Below are 17,487 nucleotides of genomic sequence, written 5' to 3'. Positions count from 1 at the left end.
GCTACCCGCTGGTAACGGGGTCGGATGCGGTGCCGATACCGCGGGCGAGTAGAAATGCGGGGCGAGTCGTTCAGCGTCATCGGAAGGAACTGTGTGGCCACCACCCGACTGCCGAGTGCCGGATTCTCGATCACGGTCCGGATCGCAGTAACCGCGGATGCCTCCTCCATTGGGCGGTTGACCACCACGGTCGGCGAGGCCGGAGCAATCGTCACCGCGCTCGACGTGGTCGACTCCGACCACACCCACGTCACCGTCGACCTGACCTGCGACACCGCCGACGCCAACCACGCCGACCAGGTGGTTGACGCGCTCACCGCGCTCGACGGGGTTGACGTGCGTAAGGTCTCCGACCGCACGTTCCTGCTGCACCTCGGCGGCAAGATCGAAGTCAGCCCGAAGGTCGCGCTGCGCACCCGGGACGAACTGTCCCGGGCGTACACCCCGGGGGTGGCCCGGGTCTGCCAGGCCATCGCGGAGAACCCGGCGGACGCGCGGCGCCTGACCATCAAACGCAACACGGTGGCGGTGGTCAGCGACGGCTCCGCCGTACTCGGCCTGGGCAACCTGGGGCCGGCGGCGTCGCTGCCGGTGATGGAGGGCAAGGCGGCGCTGTTCAAGCGCTTCGGCGGGGTGGACGCCTGGCCCGTGGTGCTCGACACCCAGGACACCGACGAGATCGTGTCGATCGTCAAGGCGATCGCACCCGCGTACGGCGGGATCAACCTGGAGGACATCGCCGCGCCGCGCTGCTTCGAGATCGAGGCACAGCTGCGCGCGGCGCTGGACATTCCGGTCTTCCACGACGACCAGCACGGCACGGCGATCTGTGTGCTGGCCGCGCTGACCAACGCGCTCCGCGTCGTCGGTAAGGAACTGGCACAGGTCCGGGTGGTGGTCTCCGGCGCGGGCGCCGCCGGCACCGCGATCATGAAGCTGCTGCTGCGCCAGGGCGTGGGCGACATCATCGCGTACGACCGGCAGGGCGCGCTGCACCGCGGGATGACCGGGCTGAACCCGGCCTGGCAGTGGCTGGCCGAGCACACGAACCGGGAGAACTACTCCGGCGACCTGGCCGGGGCGGTACGGGACGCGGACGTCTTCATCGGCGTGAGCGCCCCCAACCTGCTCACCGGGGACGACATCGCCGCCATGGCCAAGGACGCGATCGTGTTCGCGCTGGCGAACCCGGACCCGGAGGTGGACCCGCGGGAGGCGCGCAAGCACGCCGCCGTGGTCGCCACCGGCCGCTCCGACCAGCCCAACCAGATCAACAACGTGTTGGCCTTCCCCGGCGTGTTCCGGGGGATGCTGGACGCGCACGCGGAGGGCTTCACGGAGGAGATGGCGATCGCCGCGGCCCGGGCCATCGCCGACGTCGTCGGCGAGGAAAAGATCAACCCAACGGTCATCGTCCCCAGCGTCTTCGACTCCCGGGTGGCCCCGGCCGTCGCCGCGGCCGTCCGCGCCGCCGCGCAGAACCCGGCGACCACCCCGCCGCCCGCCGCCGACCCCGGCCCGGCCGACCTGCCCGAGATCGCCGCCACCGCGAGCGCCACCCCCTAGGCCACCGCCTTCCACCACCCCCGGGATCGCCTCGACGAGCAGGTGATCCCGGGGGGTGGTTTGGGCCGCACCACAGCTGGTAATCGCAGCTCCCCGGTCCTCGGCAACCGCGGATGGTGGGATACCAAGCGATGACCAGCGCCCTGTGGCGACGCCTGCTGGCTGAGTTCACCGGCACCGCCCTGCTGGTCACCGCCGTGGTCAGCTCCGGAATCGTGGCGACCACCCTCGCCCCCGACCAGGTCGGCCTGCAGCTGCTGGCAAACTCGATCACCACCGCCTTCACCCTCGGCACCCTGATCCTGATCTTCGGACCGGTCTCCGGGGCGCACTTCAACCCGGTCGTCTCCGCCGCCGACTGGTTCCTCGGGCGGCGCTCCGGCACCGGTCTTACCGCCAGCGCCCTGGGCGCCTACGGCGGGGCCCAGATCCTCGGCGGGATCGCCGGTGCGGTGCTGGCGCACCTGATGTTCGACCTCGCCGTGATCGACTTCGCCGGCCGGGAACGGGCCGCCTGGCACCTCTGGGTCGGTGAGGTTGTCGCCACCTCCGGACTGGTCCTACTGATCTTCGCCCTCGCCCGGTCCGGACGTTCCTCGGCCGCCCCGGCCGCCGTCGGCGCCTACATCGGGGCGGCGTCCTGGTTCACCTCGTCCACCTCCTTCGCCAATCCCGCGGTCACCATCGGCCGGGCGTTCTCCGACACCTTCGCCGGCATCGCCCCCACCTCGGTGCCCGGTTTCATCCTGGCCCAGCTGGCCGGACTCGCCGTCGGCGTCGTCCTGCTCACCGCCCTCTACCCCGACGCCGGTGCCGCCGCCGACCAGGTTGTCGTCCCCGCGGAGCCGGCAGTGACGGGAAGCCCGGGGCTACCGACCCGTCGAGTGGACCGCCGTCGATCCCCGGTCAAGCCACCACCCAGCTCGCACCAGATCGACGAGGAGCACCCCGGAGTCGGCAAACCCTCGGTGCTGTTCGTCTGCCGCCACGACGCGGGCGGCTCACAGCTGGCCGCCGGTTGGCTACGCCAGCTCGGCGGCGACAGCGTCGAGGTGCGCTCCGCCGGCTCCGCCCCCGCCCGCCAGGTCGACCCCGCCGCCGCGGTGGCCATGTGGGAGGTCGGCATCGACATCACCGGTCAGGTACCGACGCTGCTGCGGCCCGCGACCGCGGCGGCCGCTGACGTCATCATCACCATCGGATACCGCAGTGATCTTCCCGACTCTCCGGGCGGACGCCACGAGAACTGGGATCTCGACGACCCGGCCGGCCTGAGCGTCGAGGCAATCCGCCCGATCCGCGATGAGATCCGGAACCGGGTGGAGCAACTACTCGCGGAGCTACGCCGCACACCAGGTAACACCCCGTAGCGGAATCTTGTGGGCCGACGCGCACGGCCGTGTGGCTGGCGCACCAACGCAACCACCCGCCCCAGACGAGCCCGGGCCACCGCCGGCTGATCAGGCCAGCGCCGCGCGCGCCACCTCACCGCTCGCCACCAGTACGGCGGGCCCCGCCAACCAACAGCTCTGGGCGGTCTGGGTCACCACCAGCCGACCACCGGGCACGTCCACGGCGACCACGCCGGTGTCCCGGCCCGCGTCCCGCAGGACGACCGCGGCCACCGCACACGCACCGGTGCCGCAGGAGCGCGTCTCCGCGCTACCCCGCTCGTAGACCCGCATCCGAACGTGGCCATCGACGCCGTCCGTCGGGCTCCCGGGGCTGATGAACTCGACATTGACCCCCGCCGGGAAGATCGCCGGGTCGAACTCCGGTGCCCGGGTCAGGTCGAGAGCCGCCAACTCCAGCCCGGCCGGCACCGGGCAGACCAGGTGCGGGTTGCCGACATCAACCGCCGTGCCGGGCAGGGCCAGCCCGCCGAGCACGGCGAACGAGGAGTCGGTCAACCGGGGCCGCCGCATCTCGACCGCCAGTTCCTCCCCCGCCACCCGCGCCCGCACGAGACCGGCGCGGGTGGCCACCGGCAGTGCCGCGTCCGACGGCACCGCCAGCCCGGTTTCCAGCAGGTAGCGGAGGAAGACCCGGGCGCCGTTGCCACACATCTCGGCCACCGAGCCGTCGGAGTTCCAGTAGTCCATGAACCATTCGGCCGCACCGGCGAGGGCCGCCCCGTCGGGGTGCCGTGCGGCGCGGACCACCCGCAGTACGCCGTCCCCACCGATCCCCTGGCGCCGATCGCACAGGGCCGCGACCAGGTCCGGGGTCAACTCCAGGGTGCCGTCGGGATCGGGCAGGATCACGAAGTCGTTGCCGGTGCCATGCCCCTTGGTGAACTCCACGACCCCATCATCGCGCAGTGGGCCGGACCACTCGCAGCGCCTCTGCCACCAGCCCGGCTCCGGCCGAGTCGAGCCAGGTGATTCGCGGGTCCCGGCGAAACCAGGACCGCTGGCGACGGACAAACCGGCGGGTGGCGCGGATCGTCTCCTGGTACGCCTCGGACTCGGTCAGCTCTCCGGCCAGGAACCGCAGGACCTGCTGATAACCGAGGGCACGGCTGGCCGTACGGCCCGCGGCCAACCCCTGGTCGGCCAGCACCCGGGTCTCGGCCACCAGGCCGTCGGCCCACATCCGGTCCACCCGCAGTGCGATCCGCTCGTCGAGCTGAGTGGTGTCCAGGTCGACGCCGACCTGCACCGACCGATAGTACGGGCTGGGGTCCGGCAGCGCGGCGGCGAAGGGCGCACCGGTCAGCTCGATCACCTCCAACGCACGGACGATCCGCCGGCCGTTGCCGGGCAGGATGTTCGCCGCCGCGTCGGGGTCAACCGCACGCAGTCGCTCGTGCAGGGCAGCCGGGCCGGCCTGCGCCAGCTCCGCCTCCAGCCGTTGCCGGAGCACCGGATCCGTGCCAGGGAACTCGAAGCGTTCCAGCACGGCGCGGAGGTAGAGGCCCGAACCGCCGACCAGCAGCGGCACCCGCCCCCGGGCCACGATGTCGTCAATCGCCGCGCGGGCGAGCCGCTGGTACTCGGCGACGCTCGCCGGCTCGGTCACCGGCCAGATGTCCAGCAGGTGGTGCGGCACCCCGGCACGTTCGCCGACGGTCAGTTTGGCGGTGCCGATATCCATGCCCCGGTAGAGCTGCATCGAGTCGGCGTTGACCACCTCACCGTCGAGCGCGTGGGCGAGGGCGATACTCAACGCCGACTTCCCGGCTGCGGTCGGACCGACCACGCCCACCACCGTGCCCGCTGCGGACGGGGCATCGCCAGCCGGCACCGTGCCCGCTGCCAGGTCAGCACCGTCAGCCGCGCCAACGGCCGCCTCCGCCGCCCGGCGAGCACCGTCGGCCGCGTCGGCGACGCTCACCGGGCCGCTCCCGTCGACGCGCACCGGGCCGCTCCCGTCGGCGCCCACGAGGCGACGAGGTAGGTCACCCCGTAGGGTGCCGCGGCGTAGGCCAGCTCACCACGCCAGGAGTCCCCAGCCGCCCGGACCGCGCCGGCCAGCACCTGCCAGGGCGCGCGGCCGGTGGCCTTGAGCCCCGCCGACAGCTCCGCGTCCAACGCAGCGAGGGCAGCCGGGTCCGCACCGGCCAGGGCCCGCGCCACCGCCCGGTCGTACGGCTCGGCGCGTGGATCGTCGTAGCCGGGTGACCACTCCACCCGGCAGGCCGACCCGTCGCCCAGGACGAGCAACCCGAGCCGGCCGGACGCATCACCACCCGACGCGTTCCCGGTCACCGAGCCGAGCCGAGCCGCGTTGAGCAGGTCCGGGTTGAGCAGGTCCGCTTCGGACGGGCCTGGGTTGAGCAGGCCCGCGCCGAGGGCGGCGCAGCGGGCGGCGGGCTCGTCGGCCGCGACCGCCACCGCGGAACGGGGCAGCGCCGTGCCAGCGCGATCGAGCAGCCACGCCCCGATCGTCAGACTCAGCGGCAGCCGCGCCGGCCCGGCAGCGGCCGCATCAGTGCGGTCCCCGGCGTCTGCTGGCGACAGCGGCACCCGGCGGTGGATCCCGTACCGATGGAACGAGCCGTGTTCCGCGGCGCCGAAGGTCGCGGTCGCTGGCCCACACCCGATCATCACAATCCGATCCGGCTCGGCGGCGAGCAGCCGGGCCACCGCCCCGTCACAGGCGGCGCGCAGCTCGTCCAGCTCGGCGGAGGTGGCGCCCGCCACCTCGGGGACGAGCAACGGCGGATGCGGGCAGACGGCGGCGGCGACCAGGGGCACGAGGGTCACGGTAGCCGCTGCTCCGAACGCACCGCCGCGCGCCTTCCCGCGGCCGGAGCCCGGAATTCCGGCTACTGGCGAGTGCGACCGAACGGAGGTTTCCGACACTCGCCCCATCCCGGCCCGTCGGGGCGCTAGGACACCGTATGGTCACGGTCGGCGATAGGCGCTCGACGGAGTCGGGGGCACACCTGTGACAATGCCGTGGAGAACGTTGGGCTGCGCCGTGGCGGCGCTCGCGGGACTCACCCGTGACGCCGGGAGAACGAGGATGGGCACATGAGCGACTGGACTGCCTTCGGACGGGTGGACGCGGACGGCACCGTCTATGTGAAAACCGCTGAGGGCGAGCGGGTGGTCGGTTCCTGGCAGGCGGGTGCACCGGAGGAGGGGCTGGCGCACTTCGCTCGCCGGTTCGCCGATCTGATCACCGAGGTGGGGCTGGCCGAGGCGAGACTCAACTCGGGCGCGGCTGATGCGAGCCACTCGCTCAGCACATTCCGCCGGCTGCGCGCCTCGCTGGCCGAGGCGCACGTCGTGGGCGACATCGACCGCCTCGCCAACCGGCTGGACCGGCTCGCCACCCTCGCGGAGGAGAAAGCCACCGAGGCTCGGGCCGCCCGCGACGCCGCCCGGAGCGAGGCCCTGGCCCGCAAGACCGCACTGATGGAGGAGGCCGAGAAGCTGGCCGCCGAGTCGACCGGCTGGAAGACCGCCGGCGACCGGTTCAAGGAGATCCTCGGGGAGTGGAAGTCGATCCGCGGGGTGGACCGGAAGACCGACGGTGAGCTGTGGAAGCGGTTCGCGGCGGCCCGGGATGGCTTCACCCGCCGCCGGGGCGCCCACTTCGCCTCGCTGGACGCGCAGCGGAAGCAGGCGCAGGCGATCAAGGAGGAGCTGGTCGTCGAGGCCGAGAAGCTCCAGGACTCGACCGAGTGGGCCCACACCGCCGGCCAGCTCAAGGAACTGATGAGCCAGTGGCGCGTCGCGCCCCGGGCGTCGAAGGAGGCCGAGCAGCGACTCTGGGAGAAGTTCCGGGCCGCACAGGACACGTTCTTCACCCGGCGCAGCGAGGTCTTCTCCGCCCGGGACAACGAGCAGCGCGCCAACCTGGAGCGTAAGCAGGCGCTCCTGGCGGAGGCCGAGGCGCTGGATGTCGACGGCGACCCGAAGGGTGCGCAGGCGAGACTCCGGGAGATCCAGGCGCAGTGGCACGAGGCCGGACGGGTGCCCCGGGAGGCGGCGGGGGGCCTGGAGCGTCGACTGCGCGCGGTCGACGACAAGGTTCGCGAGGTGATGGACTCCGCGTGGCGGCGCACCGCTCCGCAGGACAACCCCCTGCTCGCGCAGATGCGGGCGCAGGTCGCCGAGGCCGAGGAGCGGCTGACCCGGGCGAAGGCCGCCGGTGATGCCCGGCGGGTCCGGGACGCCGAGCAGGCCCTCAGCTCCAAGCGTCAGTTCCTCAGCCTGGCGGAGCAGTCCAGCTGATCCGTTAGTCAGGCCGTCCCGGGGCCCCGGTTCCTCGTGAACCGGGGCCCCGGTTCCTCGTGAACCGGGGCCCCGGGCGTGTTCAGCTCCGGGCTTGTTCAGCTCCGGGCGTGTTCAGCTCCGGGCGGCAGGAGGGTCACCCCCGCCGCATCAGCCCCGGTGTCAGCAGGAGCAGGCCGACGAGGCCGCGGGGGGCATCGGCGGCGGGGCGCCGACGGTGGGCAGCCCGAGCGACACCCCGGCCGTACGCGGTCGGTGCCCCGCCTCGGCCGCGTCGCCGGCCCGGGTACGCCGGTGCGCGAGCGGCTCACCGTCGGCGTTGAGGTGGTGTGGGGCGGCGTAGGTGACCACGCTCTGCACGATGTCGCCGGGGCGGATCTGCCCGGTGCGGCTGCCGGCGTCGAAGTGCACCAGTCGGCCGTCGCGGGCCCGCCCGGACAGCCGGCCGGTGCGCTCGTCCTTGCGTCCCTCACCGACGGCCACCAGCACCTCGACGGTCTTCCCCTGCAGCCGCTGGTTCTCCGCCCAGGTGATCTCCTCGACGCAGTCGATCAGCCGCTCGTAGCGCTCCTGCACCACCGCCTTCGGCAGCTGGTCGGCCATCGTCGCGGCGGGGGTGCCGGGGCGCTTGGAGTACTGGAAGGTGAAGGCCGAGGAGAACCGGGCCGCGCGGACCACGTCGAGGGTGCGTTCGAAGTCGGCCTCAGTCTCGCCGGGAAAGCCGACGATGATGTCCGTGGTGATCGCCGCGTCCGGCATCGCCGCCCGCACCTTCTCGATGATGCCCAGGAACCGCTCCGACCGGTACGAACGTCGCATGGCCCGCAGCACGTCGTCGGAGCCGGACTGCAGCGGCATGTGCAGCGAGGGGCAGACGTTCGGTGTCTCGGCCATCGCGGCGATCACGTCGTCGGTGAAGTCCTTCGGATGCGGGCTGGTGAACCGCACCCGCTCCAGACCGTCGATGTCGCCGCAGGCGCGCAGCAGCTTGCCGAACGCGTACCGGTCGCCGAACTCGATGCCGTAGGAGTTGACGTTCTGCCCGAGCAGGGTCACCTCCAACACACCCTCGTCAACCAGGGCGCGTACCTCGGAGAGGATGTCGCCGGGGCGGCGGTCCCGCTCCTTGCCGCGCAGCGCCGGCACGATGCAGAACGTGCAGGTGTTGTTACAGCCAACCGAGATCGACACCCAACCGGCGTAGGTTGACTCCCGCCGGGTCGGCAGGGTGCTCGGAAAGACCTCGAGGGACTCGAGGATCTCCACCTCGGCGGCGGCGTTGTGCCGGGCCCGCTCCAGCAGCACCGGCAACGACCCGATGTTGTGCGTGCCGAAGACCACGTCCACCCAGGGCGCCCGGCGGACGATCTCGCTACGGTCCTTCTGCGCCAGGCAGCCGCCCACCGCGATCTGCATCTCCGGGTGCTGGTTCTTACGAGGGCGCAGCTGACCGAGGTTGCCGTAGAGCCGGTTGTCGGCGTTCTCCCGCACGGCGCAGGTGTTGAAGACCACCACGTCCGGGGTGTCGTCGGCGGCCCCGGCCCGCAGGTAGCCGGCCTGCTCGAGGAGGCCGGAGATGCGCTCGGAGTCGTGCACGTTCATCTGGCAGCCGTAGGTGCGCACCTGGTAGGTGCGGGGGCTGCTCGCCGCTGCGGTAGTCATGACCTCGACAGCCTATCCGGGCCGCCCGGATGGACCGGAGTCGAGCTACCGCCTCACAGGTCGGACAGGACCCCGGCTACCTGCTCGAGCACCGCCATGCTGGTATCGAAGGGCGCCTGCCCGGGAAACGGCACCACCAGGTCCGTGATCCCGATCTGGCGGTACGTGTCAACGGTCTCCCGGAACACGTCGAGGGAGGCGAGCGCCGTCGGCTCCCGGTTCACGTACATCAACAGCCGGCGCTGGGTTGCCGGGTCGCGGCCGGCCTTCTCGCAGATGTCGGCCAGCTGGCGAATCTGTCCCGCGACGTCATCGGGCCGGGCCACCGGGGGGACGACCCCGTTGCGCGGCGACCGGCCGTTGGTCACCCAGATGTCGCCGTGGCGTGCGGCCAGGGCCATGCCACGGGGACCGTTGGCGGCGATCGCCAACGGGATATGGGCGGGCGAGGAGTCCACCGGCCAGATGGGCGCCTGTCGCGCCTGGTAGTACTTGCCATCGGCATCGGTGACGGGGTTGGCCAGCAGCTCCGCCGTCAGCTCCACGAACTCGGCGAACCGCTCGGCACGTTCGACGGGCGTCCATTCCGGCTCCTGACCGCGGGCGGTGGCGTCGATTCCACTCCCGCCGGCACCGAGACCCAGGATGAAGCGCCCGCCGCTGAGCTCATGGAGGGTGACGACCTCCTTGGCGTACGGCACCGGGTGTCGAAAGTTCGGCGACGAGACGAGGGTGCCGAGGTTGATCTGTCGGGTGATGACCGACGCGGCGGCCATGGTCGGCACCGCCGCATACCACTCCTTACCGACCATGTCCTGCCAGCCGATGTGATCGCTCGTCCAGGCGTGGGCGAGCCCCAGCTCTTCGGCCTTCCGCCACATCTGCTGGGCCTCGTCCCAGGGCGCGGAGGGCAGGATGAGCACGCCGATCCGCATGGTCAACCACCCGCCTTCGCGGTCTCCGCCACCGGCGTCGGTGACGTCGGGCGGCCCCGCCGGCCCGGGTGGGAGCGGCAGGTACGGCTTCCAGGTCGCGGCAGCTGCACGACCTCAGCCTAACGATTTCGCCCTATTTCCGGGCTGAGCCCGCAGAAACTGGCGATCAGGGTGGACCCGGCGTACCCCACTGTCGCGACCAGCGGGTTGTGGTCGCTGATCCGCGCGGCGGTGGAGCACCTCGCGCTTCCCGCGGGTCAGGCGGCGGCGAGGGCCGGCAGCACCGAGTCGGGGGCCCAACGGGAGCGGTGGCACCGGGACCAGCCGCGACAGCCCGGGGTGGCCGCGGTGCAGAGCCGTTGGTGGCTGAGCACCTCGCCGTCGTCGGTCTCCCGGACGTCGAAGTGCACCGGGCGGATCGTCCCGTCCGGGGCCACCAGCAGGTGCCGGGTCTCGTCGAGGGTGTCGTCGCGCAGCACGCAGTTGCGGTCCAGCAGCCGGGCCAGGGTCGCGATGCTGGGCAGCTCGGCGAGGGTGTCCGGCACGCCGTAGCAGTCGACGATGGTGGCGAACTCTCCCGGTGCCTGCCAGATGTCGCAGACCACGGCGTATTTCGGCAGTCGTGCCGGGTCGGCGACGGCCAGCGGCATCACCACCCGGCCGAGCGCCTCGGCCAGCGCCGGCCAGACCTCCGTCGGCCGTACCTGGTCGATTCTCCAGTTCCACAGCTCGGTCATGCCGCCTCCTCGCTGCGATCGTCTCACTGGCCCCGGATCGGGCCTTACTGACGATGGTGGGGGGCATTTAGCCCCAGCCGGGGGCAAGTTACCGGTCTGTGACCATTCCGGGCAAAATTCCCTCGAGTGATGATGCGATAGCCAGCCGGAAGATGACACTTTATCGGGTATAAGGCAGCGCCATACCGCACGACACGGAGTCAATCCAGCCCCACGAGGCCACCGCGCGGTCCGGAACAGAGGACTCCCCAGCTCATCGCGGAAGGGTGTTACGGCTCCGTGACCATCTGGGCCGCCCCACGCCACATCTCCCCGCCTAGAGTTTGCCAACCGGAGGTCATTCGGCCTCCCACCCGTGACGACAGGGACGGTGGACGACGTGACGACGAGCGAACCGCTCATCGTGCTGGAATCGGTCAACAAGTGGTTCGGGCCGCTGCACGTACTGGACAACGTCTCGCTGTCGGTCGGGCGCGGCGAGGTCGTCGTGGTGATCGGGCCGTCCGGCTCCGGCAAGTCGACGCTCTGCCGCACCATCAACCGACTGGAGCCGATCACCTCCGGCAGCATCACCTTCGACGGCCAGCCGCTGCCGGCCGAGGGCCGCGCACTGGCCAAGCTGCGCAGCGAGGTCGGGATGGTGTTCCAGTCGTTCAACCTCTTCGCGCACAAGACCATCCTGGAGAACGTGACCCTCGGGCCGATCAAGGTCCGCCGGGAGAAGCCGGCGGTGGCCCGCGAACGCGGCCTGGCCCTGCTGGACCGGGTCGGCATCGCCAACCAGGCCGACAAGTTCCCGGCCCAGCTCTCCGGCGGTCAGCAGCAGCGGGTGGCGATCGCCCGGGCGTTGGCGATGCAGCCCAAGGCGATGCTCTTCGACGAGCCGACCAGCGCCCTCGACCCGGAGATGGTCGGCGAGGTGCTGGACGTGATGACCTCCCTGGCCCGCGAGGGCATGACGATGGTCGTGGTCACCCACGAGATGGGTTTCGCCCGCCACGCGGCCAACCGGGTGGTCTTCATGGCCGACGGGCAACTCGTCGAGGACGCACCCCCGACGGAGTTCTTCGCCAACCCACGCAGCGAACGGGCCAAGGACTTCCTATCCAAGATCCTCACGCACTAGGCGTCCGTTGTGGGCGTGCCGCCCCCGGCCCGCCCCGTCGAAGAAGGAGACAGATATGCGTACCAAGCGCGCGGCGGTGCTCGCCGCGGTTGCCGCACTGGCACTCGGCCTGACCGCCTGTGGTGACGACGACACCGACGAGGACACCAGCAACGCCGGCAGCGACAAGTCCTTCGCCGCCGGCAGCACCATGGAGCGCCTGAACGAGGCCCAGGCGATCACGATCGGCACCAAGTTCGACCAGCCGGGCTTCGGCCTCAAGGGCCTGTCCGGCGAGCCGGAAGGCTTCGACGTCGAGATCGCGAAGATCATCGCTGCGGAGCTGGGCATTCCCGAGGACAAGATCGAGTGGGTGGAGACCCCGTCGAAGGTCCGCGAGGACAAGATCGCTGATGGCAGCGTCGACATGATCGTCGCTACCTACACGATCAAGGATGAGCGCAAGGAGCGGGTCGCCTTCGCCGGGCCGTACTACGAGGCCGGCCAGAACATCATGGTGAAGAAGGACGACACCTCGATCACCGGTCCGGAGTCGTTCCAGGACGGCACCAAGAAGATCTGCTCGGTGACCGGCTCCACGCCGATCGAGGAGATCAAGCAGTACCTCAAGGATATTCCCTCCCAGCTGGTGCCGTTCGACACCTACGACAAGTGCCGGGACGCACTCCAGAGTGGCCAGGTTGACGCCGTCACCACGGACAACGTGATCCTGCTCGGCTACATCGCGAACGATGAGGACGCCTTCAAGCTGGCCGGCGAGAACTTCACCAAGGAGCCCTACGGCATCGGGGTGAAGAAGGACGACACCGAGTTCCGCGACTTCATCAACGACGTCCTGGAGAAGGCGTACGCCGACGACAGCTGGCAGCAGGCGTGGGACGAGACCGCCGGCACGTTCGGTGCCGAGCTGGGCACGCCGCCGACCATCGACCGCTACTGATCAGATCTAGCTGATCTGGAGGGTGGGGAGAGAGACCGACCGTGAGTGTGCTCATCGACAAGTTCGACGTCTTCGCGGGTGGATTCTGGCTCACCCTCCAGATCTGCTTCCTCGCCGCGATCGGCGCCCTGATCCTGGGCTCCGTCGTGGCGGTGCTGCGGATCTCCCCGGTGCCGCCGCTGCGGGCGCTCGGCACCGCCTACGTCAACACCTTCCGTAACCTGCCGCTGACCATTGTCCTGTTCTTCGCCGCCTTCGGCCTCCCCGCGCTCGGCTCCAACGCGGACTTCCTCCGTATCCCCGGGCTCGACATCGTGTTCAGCCGGCTCGGCACCGACCTGCCCTACTTCCGCTTCGGGCTGATCGCTCTGGTGCTCTACACCGCCGCGTTCGTCTGCGAGGCGCTGCGCTCCGGCGTGAACGCGGTGCCCGCCGGCCAAGCGGAGGCGGCCCGGTCACTCGGGCTGACCTTCATCCAGAATCTGCGGCACGTGGTGCTACCGCAGTCGTGGACGGCGTCGGCCGTTCCACTCGGGTCCGTGATCATCGCGATGATCAAGAATTCGGCCCTGGTCGGCTTCTTCGGTGTCGTCGGCGATCTGTCCCAGACCGCGGACCAACTCACCTCAGCTGGGGGCGAACCCTTCATCCCGGTCGCCATCGGCATCTCGATCGGATACCTGATCATGACTGTACCTCTGGGTGCGCTCCTCGACCGGGTCGAACGACGACAGGCGGTGGCTCGATGACCCAGCAGAGCAGCGTCCTCTACGACGTCCCCGGGCCCCGGCAGCGTCGAATCACCCTGGTGAGCAGCGTCGCCGCCCTCATCGGGCTGCTGGTCGGCGCGTACTTCCTGATCTACCGGCCGCTGGATGAGACCGGCCAGTTCTCGATGGAGCTGTGGGGTCCGTTGATCGACCCCGGGAACGAGAACTTCGCCGCGGTCTGGGAACGGCTCGGCGTCGGCATCAGGAACACCCTCATCGCGGCGGCGCTGGCCATCGTCACCTCGCTGGTGGTCGGCACCCTGCTGGCGGTGCTCCGGATCCAGCTCAAGGGCCTGGCCCAACGCCGCTACGCTGGGCTCGCCGCCCCCCTGGCCTACCTGCTGCGCGGGCTGAACCGCACGCTGTCGGCCGTGACCCGGGTCTGCGTCGAGGTCTTCCGAGGTCTCCCCGTCGTCATCACGATCTTCTTCGTGGCGCGTGGGTTTCCCGAGTTCGGCATCACCTTCGACGCTCTCTGGTACCTGGTCATCGGCCTCACCATCTACAACTCCGTGGTGATCGCCGAGATTCTCCGCTCCGGCATGCAGGGCCTCGCCGGCGGGCAGGCCGAGGCCGCCGCCGCGATCGGTCTCGCCCCGCTGCAGACCACCCGGATGATCCTGCTTCCGCAGGCATTCCGGATCATGCTTCCCGCGCTGATCAGCCAGCTCGTGGTGGTCCTGAAGGACACCTCACTCGGTTTCATCATCAGCTATGAGGAGACGCTCAACATCGGCAAGCAGATCATCGGTGTGTTGGGCAACCCGATCCAGGTCTACACCGTGCTCGCCGTGCTGTTCATCGCCGTGAACTACTCGCTGTCGAAGCTGGCCCAGGCCGTCCAGCACCGGCTCTCCCGCGGCCGGCGCACCACCGACCGGCCAGCCCCGCAGTTGCCGCCCGCCGCCCTCACCTCGCAAGCCGAGGGCGCTGGCGGTGGCGGTGGCGGTGGCGCTGGCGGTGGCGGTGGCGCTGGCGGTGGCGGTGGCGCTGGCGGCAACTGATCGAACCCCCGCGCGACGGCCGGCCCCGCCCCGGGCCGGCGTCGCGCTCCCCCGGCTCGGTGGACGCACAACAGCTTCCGCGAACCGGCCTCCGCAGTCATGCGGTGGCGCCCCCAGGCACAAACTGGCACGGGTGCACTCGAGTCAGCGGGCGATCTCGGTGACCCGGGACTCGCGGACCACGGTGACCCGGATCTGCCCCGGATAGGTCAGCTCCTCCTCGATCTGCTTGGCCACGTCCCGAGCCAGCACGGAGGCGCTGATGTCGTCAACGTCGTCCGGCCGGACCATCACCCGGACCTCCCGGCCCGCCTGCATCGCGAAGACCCGCTCCACGCCGAGCTTGTCCCCCGCGATCTCCTCGATCCGCTCCAGCCGCCGCACGTACGCCTCCAGGCTCTCCCGGCGGGCTCCCGGCCGCCCCCCGGAGCAGGCATCCGAGGCCTGGGTGAGCACCGCCTCGACGGTCTGCGGCGGCACCTCATTGTGATGTGCCTCGATGGCGTGCACGACGTCCTCGCTCTCGCCGTACTTGCGGGCGACATCAGCACCGACGATGGCGTGACTGCCCTCGACCTCGTGGGTGAGCGCCTTGCCAATGTCGTGCAGGAACGCGCACCGTTTGATTGTCGGCACGTCCAGCCGCAGCTCAGCGGCCATGATCCCGGCGATGTGGGCGCTCTCGACGAGGTGCTTGAGCACGTTCTGCCCGTACGAGGTGCGGTAGCGCAGCCGGCCCAGCAGGCCGACCAGCTCGGGGTGGATCTCGGTGATGCCGACCTCGACCAGGGCATCCTCGGCGGCACGCTGGCAGAGCTGCGCCACCTCCTGCCGGGCCAGGTCGTACACCTCCTCGATCCGGTGCGGGTGGATCCGCCCGTCCAGGACGAGCTTCTCCAGGGTGAGCCGGCCGACCTCCCGACGCACCGGGTCGAAGCAGGAGAGCAGCACCGCCTCCGGGGTGTCGTCGATGATCAGGTTGACTCCGGTGACCGATTCGAAGGTGCGGATGTTGCGCCCTTCCCGACCGATGATCCGACCCTTCATCTCGTCACCGGGCAGGTGCAGCACGCTGACCACGCTCTCCGCGGTCTGCTCGCTGGCCACCCGCTGGATCGCGTCAACCACGATGTGCCGGGCGCGGTCCTCGCCCGTGCTGCGCGCCTCGGCCTCGATGTCCCGTACGAGCAGCGCGGCTTCCCGCTTGGCCTGCGCCTCGATCGCCTCGACCAGTTCGCCGCGGGCCGCCTCCGCGGTGAGCCCCGCGACCCGCTCCAGCTCGCGGCGGCGCTGCTGCTCGGCCTGCTCCAGCTCCCGGTCCCGCTCGGCGAGCGCCGACTCCCGGGCCTCCAGAGCGGCGTTGGCGACGCCGAGCTGGCGATCCCGCTCGGCGAGCCGCTCGACCTCCTCGGCGTGCAGCCGCTCCCGGTCGTCCATCCGGGCGGCCCGCCGCTCCACCTCGGCCGCCTGTTCCCGGGTGGTCGCGGCGAGGACGGCGGCTTCCCGTTCTCCGCCGCGCCGGGCGGCAGTCCGTAGCTGTTCGGCTTCGGCCTCGGCCTGCTTGTGCACTCGTTCCAGGATGGTGTCGGCTTCGGCGCGGGCACCGTCGAGCACCCGGCGGGCTTCGGCGCGGGCGGCCTTGGCCTCGGCGCGGGCGGCGGCGGCTTCGGTGCGGGCCGCGGCGGCGGCGGACTTCGCCGCGTCGATGGTGCTGCTCGCCTCGTCGGCGGCCGACCGCAGCGCGGCGAGGGATTGCTCCTGGCGGTCTTTCTCCGCGATGAAGGTCGGGTCCTCGGGGCGTGCGGTGCCGGCGATGCCGCGGACGGCCCGGACGCCCACCAGCACCGCACCGACCACGACGGCGGTGAGCAGCAGGACGGCCACGAGGAGGACCGCGTCGAACCCGTTCATGGTGAACTTCCTGTCGACCCCTGCCGCCTTGCCATCGCGCGCCTCCCCTTGACCGTCGCGCCGCCGGCAACGTGCGGTGGGCGCGCTCCCGCGGCTCTGGACGCCCGACCGGAGCGGCTGACCGAAAGGGGAGCCCTCCCGTCGGCGGTGCCGTGGCGGCGCTGCCGACGGGAGTTGCAGTTGTCGCGTCGACTCCGGACCGGCCGGGTCCGGAGCGGACACAGGGCCAACGAATCGGCCAAAGTGATGCGGTTCTGTTACACGATCTATGTTGTGCGCTTTGCCTGCGCTGGTCGGGCAATGTGAGCCTTATGGCGAGGCTAGGTCCCCGGAGCCGGTCCGGTCAAGGAAACCATGATCAATACATCCGAACGGAGAGAATTTACAGCGTTACGCAGCGCTGATCACTGATCGGATAAAAGCATCTAAAAGGGATATGATTGCCTTTGTTGGCGTGACGGCGACCAATCGTTCACGTAAGCCCTTGGTCAGGGATCGACCTCGGTGTCGCTGAACACCTCCGCGTCGATCTGCTCCGCGAACTCGGCCGCCTCGGCGCTCTGCGCCGCGAGCGCCTCCTTCACCGCCCGAATCGCCACCCCCGGCGAGTAGCCCTTGCGGGCCAGCATGCCGACCAGTCGCCGAAACACCGCGTCCGGCTCGCCCCGGGTGGAACGCAGCTTCCGCTCCGCCAGGGCCCGGGCCGTCTCCGCCTCGGTCTCGTCGTCCAGCGCACCGAGCGCGGCCTTCGCCACGTCACCATCGACGCCACGTTGGCGCAGCTCGGTGGCGAGGGCACGGCGGGCGAGGCCACGGCCGGCGTGCCGGCTGGAGACCCAGGCCCGCGCGAAGGCCGCGTCATCGATCATGCCGACCTCGTCGTAGCGGTCGAGGACCGCGGTGGCGACCTCCGCCGAGATACCTCGCCGGGTCAGCGCCCGGGCCAGCTCGGCCCGGGTACGCGGACGCACGGCGAGCTGCCGCAGGCAGAACTCCCGCGCCAGCTCGGCCTCGTCCGTGGGCGAGGCCGAGCTGGTCGCGGCGTCGGCGTTACGTCCGCCGCGGCGGGGAGCCGCCGCGGCGGCATCACCCGTGCGCGGTGGGCTGGCGTCCCACCCCCGCCCCGCACGGGCTCGTCGTGACGTCACG

15 protein-coding genes are annotated in these 17,487 nt (G+C 70.9%); 7 read left to right on the top strand and 8 right to left on the bottom strand.

The genetic code is table 11. The features are described from left to right. The first annotated feature begins 54 nt into the window (after nt 1-54). Nucleotides 55-1,566 (top strand): NAD-dependent malic enzyme, encoded by a 1,512-nt coding sequence (locus T398_RS14365; protein ID WP_496447362.1) that lies wholly within the window; start codon nt 55-57, stop codon nt 1,564-1,566. 131 nt (nt 1,567-1,697) lie between these two features. Continuing rightward, on the top strand, nt 1,698-2,936 hold the full coding sequence (locus tag T398_RS14360) for an aquaporin (RefSeq protein ID WP_496447360.1): 1,239 nt from the start codon (nt 1,698-1,700) through the stop codon (nt 2,934-2,936). A 90-nt stretch (nt 2,937-3,026) separates the two neighbouring features. Here the strand turns inward: T398_RS14360 and dapF are convergent, their stop codons facing one another. Genes dapF through T398_RS14345 form a run of 3 tightly spaced genes read right to left on the bottom strand, consistent with a single transcriptional unit; the run spans nt 3,027 to nt 5,774 of the window. After that, the gene (gene dapF / locus T398_RS14355) at nt 3,027-3,869 is read right to left on the bottom strand and encodes a diaminopimelate epimerase (protein ID WP_496447358.1); all 843 of its coding nucleotides are present in this window, start codon (nt 3,867-3,869) and stop codon (nt 3,027-3,029) included. A 7-nt stretch (nt 3,870-3,876) separates the two neighbouring features. Next, a complete protein-coding gene (gene miaA, locus T398_RS14350) occupies nt 3,877-4,950 on the bottom strand; it encodes a tRNA (adenosine(37)-N6)-dimethylallyltransferase MiaA (RefSeq protein ID WP_496447356.1) in 1,074 nt (357 codons plus the stop codon). Beyond that, entirely contained in the window at nt 4,899-5,774 is an 876-nt protein-coding gene (locus tag T398_RS14345; protein WP_496447354.1) for a class III extradiol ring-cleavage dioxygenase family protein, read from the bottom strand. The genes miaA and T398_RS14345 overlap by 52 nt, the downstream gene beginning before the upstream one ends. 270 nt (nt 5,775-6,044) lie before the next feature. Here T398_RS14345 and T398_RS14340 point away from each other — a divergent pair, with 270 nt between their 5' ends. Next, nucleotides 6,045-7,253 carry a DUF349 domain-containing protein gene (locus tag T398_RS14340; RefSeq protein WP_496447352.1) on the top strand — a complete coding sequence of 403 codons (1,209 nt, stop codon included), beginning with the start codon at nt 6,045-6,047 and terminating at the stop codon, nt 7,251-7,253. Nucleotides 7,254-7,415: 162 nt separating this feature from the next. Here T398_RS14340 and miaB read toward each other — a convergent pair whose 3' ends face one another. The 3 genes from miaB to T398_RS14325 all read right to left on the bottom strand — a co-directional run bounded on the left by miaB (nt 7,416) and on the right by T398_RS14325 (nt 10,587). Then, nucleotides 7,416-8,915: a tRNA (N6-isopentenyl adenosine(37)-C2)-methylthiotransferase MiaB gene (miaB, locus tag T398_RS14335; protein WP_496447351.1), complete on the bottom strand. Its 1,500-nt coding sequence runs from the start codon at nt 8,913-8,915 to the stop codon at nt 7,416-7,418. 53 nt (nt 8,916-8,968) lie between these two features. Next, nucleotides 8,969-9,850 carry an LLM class flavin-dependent oxidoreductase gene (locus tag T398_RS14330; protein WP_496447395.1) on the bottom strand — a complete coding sequence of 294 codons (882 nt, stop codon included), beginning with the start codon at nt 9,848-9,850 and terminating at the stop codon, nt 8,969-8,971. A gap of 257 nt (nt 9,851-10,107) precedes the next feature. Continuing rightward, nucleotides 10,108-10,587 carry a hypothetical protein gene (locus T398_RS14325; protein WP_496447349.1) on the bottom strand — a complete coding sequence of 160 codons (480 nt, stop codon included), beginning with the start codon at nt 10,585-10,587 and terminating at the stop codon, nt 10,108-10,110. Between the two features lie 370 nt (nt 10,588-10,957). Between T398_RS14325 and T398_RS14320 the strand changes: the two genes are divergently transcribed. The 4 genes from T398_RS14320 to T398_RS14305 are packed head-to-tail and all read left to right on the top strand — an operon-like array spanning nt 10,958 to nt 14,427. Next, nucleotides 10,958-11,713, top strand: coding sequence for an amino acid ABC transporter ATP-binding protein (locus T398_RS14320; protein WP_496447394.1), 756 nt, complete (start codon nt 10,958-10,960; stop codon nt 11,711-11,713). A 55-nt stretch (nt 11,714-11,768) separates the two neighbouring features. Continuing rightward, nucleotides 11,769-12,653: a glutamate ABC transporter substrate-binding protein gene (locus tag T398_RS14315; RefSeq protein WP_496447347.1), complete on the top strand. Its 885-nt coding sequence runs from the start codon at nt 11,769-11,771 to the stop codon at nt 12,651-12,653. A 41-nt stretch (nt 12,654-12,694) separates the two neighbouring features. Next, on the top strand, nt 12,695-13,402 hold the full coding sequence (locus T398_RS14310) for an amino acid ABC transporter permease (protein ID WP_496447345.1): 708 nt from the start codon (nt 12,695-12,697) through the stop codon (nt 13,400-13,402). Continuing rightward, entirely contained in the window at nt 13,399-14,427 is a 1,029-nt protein-coding gene (locus T398_RS14305) for an amino acid ABC transporter permease (protein ID WP_496447344.1), read from the top strand. The genes T398_RS14310 and T398_RS14305 overlap by 4 nt, the downstream gene beginning before the upstream one ends. Before the next feature lie 144 nt (nt 14,428-14,571). Here the strand turns inward: T398_RS14305 and rny are convergent, their stop codons facing one another. After that, on the bottom strand, nt 14,572-16,338 hold the full coding sequence (rny, locus tag T398_RS14300) for a ribonuclease Y (protein WP_496447343.1): 1,767 nt from the start codon (nt 16,336-16,338) through the stop codon (nt 14,572-14,574). 488 nt (nt 16,339-16,826) lie between these two features. After that, a complete protein-coding gene (locus tag T398_RS14295) occupies nt 16,827-17,486 on the bottom strand; it encodes a regulatory protein RecX (RefSeq protein ID WP_496447341.1) in 660 nt (219 codons plus the stop codon). Between the last annotated feature and the right edge of the window lies 1 nt (nt 17,487).

Source organism: Salinispora goodfellowii (genome assembly GCF_059570675.1).
Note: the sequence above shows the minus strand (reverse complement) of the source record. Positions and strands in the feature narration are given on the sequence as shown.

Excerpts from the sequence above, each read along its gene's own strand:
- T398_RS14365 (WP_496447362.1), top strand. The coding sequence starts at position 55 with ATGCGGGGCGAGTCGTTCAGCGTCATCGGAAGGAACTGTGTGGCCACC.
- T398_RS14360 (WP_496447360.1), top strand. The coding sequence starts at position 1,698 with ATGACCAGCGCCCTGTGGCGACGCCTGCTGGCTGAGTTCACCGGCACC.
- T398_RS14340 (WP_496447352.1), top strand. The coding sequence starts at position 6,045 with ATGAGCGACTGGACTGCCTTCGGACGGGTGGACGCGGACGGCACCGTC.
- miaB (WP_496447351.1), bottom strand. The coding sequence starts at position 8,915 with ATGACTACCGCAGCGGCGAGCAGCCCCCGCACCTACCAGGTGCGCACC.
- T398_RS14330 (WP_496447395.1), bottom strand. The coding sequence starts at position 9,850 with ATGCGGATCGGCGTGCTCATCCTGCCCTCCGCGCCCTGGGACGAGGCC.
- T398_RS14325 (WP_496447349.1), bottom strand. The coding sequence starts at position 10,587 with ATGACCGAGCTGTGGAACTGGAGAATCGACCAGGTACGGCCGACGGAG.
- T398_RS14315 (WP_496447347.1), top strand. The coding sequence starts at position 11,769 with ATGCGTACCAAGCGCGCGGCGGTGCTCGCCGCGGTTGCCGCACTGGCA.
- T398_RS14305 (WP_496447344.1), top strand. The coding sequence starts at position 13,399 with ATGACCCAGCAGAGCAGCGTCCTCTACGACGTCCCCGGGCCCCGGCAG.
- rny (WP_496447343.1), bottom strand. The coding sequence starts at position 16,338 with ATGAACGGGTTCGACGCGGTCCTCCTCGTGGCCGTCCTGCTGCTCACC.